General features: G+C 74.6%; 10 protein-coding genes. 5 read left to right on the top strand and 5 right to left on the bottom strand.

Annotated features, from left to right (window positions below; genetic code table 11):
- Positions 1 to 36: 36 nt before the first annotated feature.
- Positions 37 to 486 carry an SDR family oxidoreductase gene (locus V7793_RS29015; protein ID WP_336011870.1) on the bottom strand — a complete coding sequence of 150 codons (450 nt, stop codon included), beginning with the start codon at positions 484 to 486 and terminating at the stop codon, positions 37 to 39.
- A gap of 31 nt (positions 487 to 517) precedes the next feature.
- The gene (locus tag V7793_RS29010) at positions 518 to 1,525 is read right to left on the bottom strand and encodes a hypothetical protein (protein ID WP_336011867.1); all 1,008 of its coding nucleotides are present in this window, start codon (positions 1,523 to 1,525) and stop codon (positions 518 to 520) included.
- A 296-nt stretch (positions 1,526 to 1,821) separates the two neighbouring features.
- Here V7793_RS29010 and V7793_RS29005 point away from each other — a divergent pair, with 296 nt between their 5' ends.
- The 5 genes from V7793_RS29005 to V7793_RS28985 all read left to right on the top strand — a co-directional run bounded on the left by V7793_RS29005 (position 1,822) and on the right by V7793_RS28985 (position 4,392).
- Positions 1,822 to 2,562, top strand: a complete 741-nt coding sequence (locus V7793_RS29005; RefSeq protein WP_336011864.1) for an SIR2 family NAD-dependent protein deacylase — start codon at positions 1,822 to 1,824, stop codon at positions 2,560 to 2,562.
- Positions 2,563 to 2,631: 69 nt separating this feature from the next.
- Positions 2,632 to 2,967: a hypothetical protein gene (locus tag V7793_RS29000; protein ID WP_336011861.1), complete on the top strand. Its 336-nt coding sequence runs from the start codon at positions 2,632 to 2,634 to the stop codon at positions 2,965 to 2,967.
- Complete coding sequence (locus V7793_RS28995) at positions 2,964 to 3,542, top strand: hypothetical protein (RefSeq protein ID WP_336011858.1); 579 nt, start codon at positions 2,964 to 2,966, stop codon at positions 3,540 to 3,542. Before V7793_RS29000 ends, V7793_RS28995 begins: the two co-directional genes overlap by 4 nt.
- A 32-nt stretch (positions 3,543 to 3,574) precedes the next feature.
- Positions 3,575 to 3,799 (top strand): hypothetical protein, encoded by a 225-nt coding sequence (locus tag V7793_RS28990; protein ID WP_058042480.1) that lies wholly within the window; start codon positions 3,575 to 3,577, stop codon positions 3,797 to 3,799.
- 2 nt (positions 3,800 to 3,801) lie between these two features.
- Positions 3,802 to 4,392 (top strand): Clp protease N-terminal domain-containing protein, encoded by a 591-nt coding sequence (locus V7793_RS28985; protein ID WP_336011854.1) that lies wholly within the window; start codon positions 3,802 to 3,804, stop codon positions 4,390 to 4,392.
- Positions 4,393 to 4,438: 46 nt separating this feature from the next.
- Here V7793_RS28985 and V7793_RS28980 read toward each other — a convergent pair whose 3' ends face one another.
- From V7793_RS28980 to V7793_RS28970, 3 genes are all read right to left on the bottom strand, one after another.
- Positions 4,439 to 5,854 (bottom strand): phytoene desaturase family protein, encoded by a 1,416-nt coding sequence (locus tag V7793_RS28980; RefSeq protein WP_336011851.1) that lies wholly within the window; start codon positions 5,852 to 5,854, stop codon positions 4,439 to 4,441.
- Positions 5,855 to 5,886: 32 nt separating this feature from the next.
- Entirely contained in the window at positions 5,887 to 6,714 is an 828-nt protein-coding gene (locus V7793_RS28975; RefSeq protein ID WP_336011849.1) for an inositol monophosphatase family protein, read from the bottom strand.
- 123 nt (positions 6,715 to 6,837) lie between these two features.
- Positions 6,838 to 7,943 (bottom strand): gamma-glutamyltransferase family protein (locus V7793_RS28970; protein ID WP_336011847.1); only part of this gene is annotated, 1,106 nt, incomplete at its 5' end.

Below are 7,943 nucleotides of genomic sequence, written 5' to 3'. Positions count from 1 at the left end.
CGTGCCGTCGGGGCGGTGCGACGTCCGGGCGGTGCGTCAGGCGGTCTTCACCGTGCCGCCGTCGATGACGTGGTCCGCGCCGTTGATGTCGGCCGCCACGTCGGAGAGCAGGAAGGTGATCAGGGCCGCGACCTCGCCGGGCTCGGTGATCCGCGGGCCGGCCATGCCGAAGCGCTCCGGGAGCTGCTCCAGGAACTCGGCGTGGTCGACGCCGGCCGCCGCGGCCACCTTGCCGCCGAACCCCTCCGGGTCCTCCCAGATCGCCGTGCGGACCACGGCCGGCGAGACGGTGTTGACGCGCACGCCCCGCGGCCCGAACTCGGTGCCCCTGGCCCGCTGCGCGGGGTCGGGCGCGCGGAGCGGAGGGCGAGCGGCCCGCCATGCCGGACGGGCCGCCGCCGCTTCACTGCCGGCGCTCCACTGCCGCCGCTCCGCCGCCTCCGGCCGAGGACGGCCGGTCGGGCGACCGGCCGGAGGACCGGTCAGCCCACCGGTCAGGCCACCGGTCGACCACCGGTCAGGCCACCGGCTGGCAGACGGCGAAGACCCGCAGGCTGACAGCGGCGGGGCTCGTGTTGTTCACGCCCACCAGATAGACGTTCCCGGTGACGCTGGGGTAGGCGTCGACCGTCTCCACCCCGCCGATCCGGCCGCCGGGCTGGAAGTAGCCGCCTCCGGCGATCCGCGTGCCGTCGGGGCACGTGGGGCTCCTCAGCAGCTGACGGAGGGACATCGGCGGGACGGTGTAGTCCTGCGCGACGGTCTGCATCCGCCCGGAGGCGCCGGGGACGTCCGGCAGACCCGTGGAGCCGGTGGGGCGGACGGGTTTGGTCGGCTTGGTGGCGCCGGTGGGCTTGATGGGCTTGGCAGGTTTGGCGGGCCGCCCGGGCTTCCCGGGCTTGGCGGGTTTGGCCGGCGCAGCGGGCTTGGCAGGGGCGGCGGGCTTGACGGGCACGGCGGGCCGGGCGGGACCGCCCGAACCGGGGCCGTCCATGCCTCCCGCGTCGGCGGGCGGGCTCGCCTGGCCCGCGGGACCGGCGGTCCCGGGTGCCCCCTTCGGGTCCGGCGCTCCCGCACCGGCCGCAGGACCCGACGGGCCGCCGCGCCCCGCGTCACCCTTCTGTCCCTTGGCGCCCGCCGGCTTGCCGGAGGTCCCGCTTCCACCACCCCTGCAGACCGGGACGAACCCGGACACCTGGACGTAGTGAGCACTCAGCCACCCTCGCCCGTCGGCCAGCCGGTACCAGAGGCCGTCGCCCTCCACCCGTCCGCCGGCGGCCTGGCACGCGATGAGCACGTGCGCCCCGGGCCCGTAACTGCCGACGACCGGCGCGGAGAGCGCAGGGCTCTTGCGCACCTTCTGGCCGACCCGCGAGATCACTTCACCCGGCACTCCACCGCGCGCCTCTCCGTTGCCGTCGGACACCCCTGCGCCCGCCGCCGCGCAGAACGTGAACAGCACGCCCAGCGCGACGACGCCGCTTCCCGCCACAAAGACCCCGGCACGTCTCTGTTTTAGCGACATATCGCTCCTTCCACTCCCAGGGACCCGGAATGGCACAGGAACACAGCCGTGGGCGCACTCCTGCGAGGCGAGTCCGGCCCTTGGCCCGGATGCCGCCGCCGCATTCACCCGCGCGAAGGAGGCCCGGGCATAAAAAACGACGCCATTGGAATGATGCGTGGAAGGACGTGCAGGAAAGTCGATAAATCATTAGCTCGACGGCCCGCCCGCCGAGGTCCGGCGAAGGGCCGGAAATATCGATAGATCCACAGGAAAACCCGTCGCCGGGCGGACACCGGCCCACCTACGCTCCCGCCATGAACACCGCCAAGAAGCGCCCCCTGGTGGCCATCCTCAGCGGCGCCGGGATCTCCACGGACTCCGGCATCCCGGACTACCGCGGACCCAACGGGTTGTGGCGCCGCGACCCGGAGGCCGAGAAGCTCGTCACGTACACGTACTACATGTCCGACCCGGAGATCCGGCGCCGGTCGTGGCGGATGCGGCGCGACGGGCCCGCGCTGCACGCCCGTCCGAACGCCGCGCACGAGGCGGTGGTGCGCCTGGAGCAGTCGGGCGTCCCGGTGCGCGTGATCACCCAGAACGTGGACGGGCTGCACCAGCTGGCGGGGATGCCGGAGCGCAAGGTCCTCGAACTGCACGGCTCGGCGCGGGCCGTGCAGTGCACCCGCTGCAAGGTGCGTTCCGGCATGGAGGCGGCGCTGGAGCGGGTGGCGGCGGGCGATCCGGACCCGGCGTGCGAGGCGTGCGGCGGCATCCTCAAGTCGGCGACGGTCATGTTCGGCGAGGGCCTGGACCCGGTGGTGCTGGGCGAGGCGGTGGCCGTGACCAAGGCGTGCGAGGTCTTCATCGCTGTCGGCACGAGCCTGCAGGTGCACCCCGCCGCTTCGCTGGCGGGACTGGCGGCCGACCACGGCGCGCGGCTGGTCATCGTCAACGCGGAGCCGACGCCGTACGACGACCGGGCCGACGAGCTGGTGCGCGAGCCGATCGGGACGGCGCTCCCGGCGCTGCTGGAGCGGATCGCCGCGGGGTGATCCGTCCCGCGGGCGCCACACGTCAAGAAAATATTGACAAAGGGCGGGCGTCAAGGAAACCTTGACGTCATGATCACGTCGAAGCGGCCCGCGGCCGTTCCTCAGCCCGTCTACGTCAATGTCGTCCTCGCGACCATGTTCCCCGCCATCGCCCTGATCACGTTGGCGATCACGCTGGCCGAAGACCTGGGCGACGTGCCGTTCTTCTGCCTGATCGGCGCCGAGATCGCGCTCATCGCCGGCATGGGGGCGCTCTTCGGCCTGGCGTCCGCCCAAGCCGCGGCCACGGCGGTCGACACCGGCCCCGAGCGCCTCCGGCGCGACGAGGAGACCCTGAACGCCCTCGACCCGCTGCGGCCGGACGCGCCGCTGCGGCCGGACACCCGCGAAGGCGGCGGGCGATGAGCGGCGCGGAACTGCTCAGTCCCGAGGAGGAGACCCGCATCCGCGAGGCCGTCGCCGACGCCGTCCTGGGCGCACCGGAAGGGCTCGCGGAGTCCCTGGAGCACGACCCGGAGGGCTATCTGCGCCTGGTGGCCGCCACGCGGACCGGCGCCGAGGAGGCGAGCCGACTGCTGCGCGAGGCCGTCCAGGGCGCCCGGGCCGCGGGGCACAGCTGGGACACCGTCGGACGCCTGCTGGGGGTGAGCCGCCAGGCCGCGCAGCAGCGCTTCGCCGCCAAGGGCGGCGCCGTCCCCGAGGCCTCCCCCGAACGCCGGATCCTCACCCCGCTGACCGCGTTCAACGAGATGGCCGCACTCTCCGAAGCGGGTCTGGACCGCTGGGAGCTGGTGGAGTTCGGCCCGCTCTACCACGCGGTGGAGGCGTCCGACCGGCAGTGGGAGTACCGCCGCGTCCCGCTCGCGGTCGCCGGGCGCCGGCGGCGCATGGAGGCGGACGGGTGGATCCAGGTCGGCACGGACTCCTTCCCGTGGAGCTACTTCAAGCGCCCGCTGAAGCCATCCGTCAACGATGGTTGACACCTCCACGTCTGTCATCCAAAGTTGACACCATGGCCGGAACGGATGCGAAGGACGCGGTCGGCACCACCGAGGCCGCCATGGACAGCGATCCCCACGTGGGACTGCGCGCCGTCGCCGCGCTGCGACGGCTCGTCGAGCGCCTGGAGGCGCTGCAGGTCGACAGCGCGCGCCGGCAGGGCTGGTCCTGGGAGGAGATCGGGGCCGCGCTCGGAGTCAGCAGGCAGGCAGTGCACAAGAAACACGCCAGGAGGTAGGCATGTTCGAACGGTTCACCCGAGATGCACGTGTCGCCGTCGTACAGGCGCAGGAGGAGGCCCGCACGCTGGGCCATCCGTGGATCGGCAGCGAACACCTCCTGCTCGGCGTCCTCATGCAGGACGGAGCACCCGGAGTCGCCACGCTGGCCCGGTTCGGCATCACGCCCGAGACGTGCCGGAGCGCGGTCGCACCCGCCGGATCCCTCGGTACGGACGACGCGGAGGCGCTGCGCGCCTTCGGTATCGACCTGGAGGCCGTACGGGCGCAGGCCGAGGGCACGTTCGGGCCGGGCGCCCTGGACCGGCCCGGTCCGCAGGAGGAGCGGCGGCGGATCCTGCCGTTCGGCCGCCGCCGGAGCGAACCCGGCCGGCAGGGCCACATCCCCTTCACGCCCCGCGCGAAGAAGGCCCTGAACCGTTCCCTGCGCGAGGCCCTGGCCCGCAAGGAACGCCACATCGGCGCGGAACACGTCCTCCTGGGCATCCTCGACCCGGACGACAAGGTGACGGGTGGCGTCCTGCGGCAGCTGGGGACCGACGCCGTCGCCGTACGGAACGGCATCCTGGCGGACCTGCCCGGCGCCGCCTGAGCGGCGCACGCCTGCCGCCCAGCGCCTAGCACCTAGCGCCTAGCGCCTAGCGCCTGCGCAGGCTCCTCCACACCGCCTTCGCCGCGTGGTGCCCGCACATGCCGTGGACGCCGGGGCCGGGCGGGGTGGCGGAGGAGCACAGGAAGACGGCCGGGTGGGCCGTGGCGTAGGGCACGCGGGCCAGCTTGGGCCGGATGACCAGGCGGAGGCCCGCCACGGAGCCGATGGCGAAGTCGCCGCCCACGTAGTTGGCGTTGCGGGCGGCCAGCTGCGGGGGGCCGGCCGTGGCGCGGGCCAGGACGAGGTCGCGGAAGCCGGGGGCGAAGCGCTCGATCTGGCGCTCGATCACCTCGGTGGCATCGCCCTCCCAGCTGCTCGGCACGTGCCCGTACACCCAGAAGGTGTGCTTGCCCTCGGGCGCGCGGGTGGGGTCGACGAGGCTGGGCTGGGCGGTGATGAGGAAGGGCACCGACGGGTCCCGGCCCTGCAGCGCGGCGTCCAGGGCGGCGTCGATCTCGCCGTACGTCGGGCCGACGTGGACCGTGCCGGCGCGGCGGGCCTCCTGCGCCGTCCACGGCACGGGGCCCGACAGCGCATAGTCGATCTTGAAGACGCTGGGGCCGTAGCGGTAGCCGCGGTAGGCGTTGCCGAGGCCCGCGATCCGGGCGAGGGCGGTGGGCGAGGTGTCGAAGACGTAGGCGCGGGCGGGCGGCAGGTCGTCCAGGCGCCGGACCTCGAAGCCGGTGTGCACGGCGCCGCCGCACGCGCGCAGGTACGAGGCCAGGGCGTCGGCGATGGACTGGGAGCCGCCGCGCGGCACCGGCCAGCCGCCCGCGTGCGCGGCCAGCGCGAAGACCAGCGCCATGCCGCCGGTGCCGGGGCCGGTGAGGGGGGCGATGCCGTGCGCGGCGAGGCCCGCGATCAGGGCCGCCGCCTTCTCGTCCCGGAAGCGGCGGGCCAGCAGGGACGCGGGCTGGATGCCGGCCAGGCCGAAGCGGGCGTAGAGGAGGGGGTCGCGCGGCAGGCCGTCCCACTGGGTGCGCAGGAAGTCGGCCGCGAGCGTCTCCCACCTGCCCTGGAAGGGCTCGACGAGGCGCCGGTACGCCCCGGCGTCGCGCGGCCCGAAGGAGTGGGCCGTCTCCCCCACGCTGCGGGCGAGGACGGCGGCCGTGCCGTCCGGGAAGGGGTGCGCCATGGGCAGCTCGGGGTGCACCCACTCCAGGCCGTGCCGGTCCAGCGGCATCGCGGCGAAGGCGGGCGAGCCCGCGCCGAGCGGGTGCACGGCGGAGCACGGGTCGTGCCGGAAGCCGGGGAGCGTGAGCTCCTCGGTCCGCGCGCCGCCGCCGATGGCACCGGCGGCCTCGAAGACCTCCACCGACAGGCCGCGCCGGGCCAGCTCCACGGCGGCGGTGAGCCCGTTGGGCCCGGCACCTACGACGACGGCGTCGAGCATGGTCGGCACCGGACGCCACTCCCCTCGTCTCGTCCTCGGGATCAGCCGGCGGACGCCAGCAGGTCCAGGATATGACGGAGCGTCGCCTCGTCCCGCGCGGCGGCGAAGGGCAGGGCGTTGCCGCCGGCTATGCGGAAGGACTCCCCGGCGACGGTCCCGCTCGCCCCGCCCGCCTCGGCGACCAGCAGCAGCCCCGCGGCGTGGTCCCAGGGGTTCTCCCAGCTGAAGGCGAGGCCGTCGATGACGCCCCGTGCCACGTTGAGGTACTCCAGGCCGGCCGAGCCGCAGGGGCGCGGCGCGACCCCCTCCGTGGCGAGCGCCGACAGGACGCGCTTCTGCTCGTCGTCGGTGAAGTCGTAGTGGGAGATCGCCACTTCCAGGACCTTGCCCGGGGCGGGCGAGCCGGCGCGCAGCGGCTCGCCGCCCAGCCGGGCCCCGGCGCCGCGGCGGGCGACGGCCATCAGATCGAGCGCGGGGGCGTACGTCCAGGAGGCGAGGAGCTCGCCGCGGTGGGCGAGGCAGACGAGCGTGGCGAAGCCGGGCTCGCCGTTGACGAACTGGCGGGTGCCGTCGACCGGGTCGACGATCCACACGGGCGCGTCGCCGCCGACGGCGCCCAGCACGCCCGGATCCGCGTGCACCGCCTCCTCGCCGACCACGACCGAGCCGGGCAGCAGGGCGGTGAGCGCGGCGGCGAGGTGCTCCTCGGCGCGCCGGTCGGCGACGGTGACGAGGTCGTGCGGGCCGTTCTTCTGGACGATCTCGTCCGCGGCGAGCTGCCGGAAGCGGGGCATGATCTCGGCGGCGGCCGCCTTGCGGACCGCCTCCTCGACGTCGGTCAGATCACCTGCGAGAAAGTCTTCGAGCATGTGTCCATCGAACCACGCCCCACCGACAATCGGTGGCGGGCCCGCGTCCCCCGGATGTCCCCCCGGTGAACCCCGGGATGTGCGCCCGGTGCACGCGGGCCCCCTGCCGGCCGGCGGGCCCCGTCAGCGGCCCACCGCGTACCCCTGCATGCCGCGCGGATTGGCCGCCGCTGACAGCACGCCCGTACGCGGATCGCGCGCCACCGCGCACAGCCGTCCCTCCGACCACGGCTCGCCCACCGTCACCCGGTGACCCCGCCGGCGCAGTTCCCCGATCGCCGTCTCGCCCATCCGCCGCTCGACGACGACCGCTCCGGGGCTCATGGTGCGCGGGTAGAAGGAGCCGGGAAAGGAGTCCTGGTGCCAGTTGGGCGCGTCGATCGCGCCCTGCAGGTCCAGACCGCCGCGCACGGGCGGGCGCAGGGCGACGGCGAGGAAGAAGTGCAGCTGCCACTGGTCCTGCTGGTCGCCGCCGGGGGTACCGAAGGCGAGGACGGGCTCGCCGTCCCGCAGGGCCAGGGACGGGGTGAGGGTGGTGCGCGGGCGGCGTCCGGGGGTGAGGGAGTTGGGCAGCCCGGGTTCGAGCCAGGCCATCTGCAGCCGGGTGCCGAGCGGGAAGCCGAGCTCCGGGACGACGGGGTTGGACTGCAGCCAGCCGCCGCTGGGGGTCGCGGAGATCATGTTGCCCCAGCGGTCGACGACGTCGAGGTGACAGGTGTCGCCGCGGGTCGCACCGCTGACGGTGACGGTCGGCTCGCCCGCGCCCGCCGCGGCCGGGGCGGTCCGCTCCGCCGCGGCGACGACGTGCCGGGCCAGGTGCGGGCTGCGGCCCTCCGGGCTGCCTGGGCGCAGGGTGTACGAGGCGAGGTCGCCGATCAGCGCGCGGCGGGCGGCGTTGTAGCCCTCGGAGAGCAGGGCCTTCAGCGGGACGTCGGCGGCGTCGCCGTACCAGGCCTCGCGGTCGGCCATGGCGAGCTTGCTGCCCTCGATGAGGGTGTGGACGTACTCCGGGGTGCCGTAGTCCGGCGGCCCGTCGAGCAGGGCGAGCTGCTGGAGGAGGACCGGGCCCTGCGACCAGGGGCCCGGCTTGCAGACGGTCCAGCCGTTCCAGTCGTGGCTCACCGGCTCCTCGTAGCCCGCGCGGAAGTCCGCGAGGTCGTCGCCGGTGAGGGGCGCGGTGTGGCGCTCGCCGGAGGTGTCGAGGGTCGGGCGCGCAGCGGCTGCCACGA

It is taken from the genome of Streptomyces sp. KLMMK (assembly GCF_036961605.1).
In the GTDB taxonomy this organism is placed as follows: Bacteria; Actinomycetota; Actinomycetes; order Streptomycetales; family Streptomycetaceae; genus Streptomyces; species Streptomyces telluris.
Note: the sequence above shows the minus strand (reverse complement) of the source record. Positions and strands in the feature narration are given on the sequence as shown.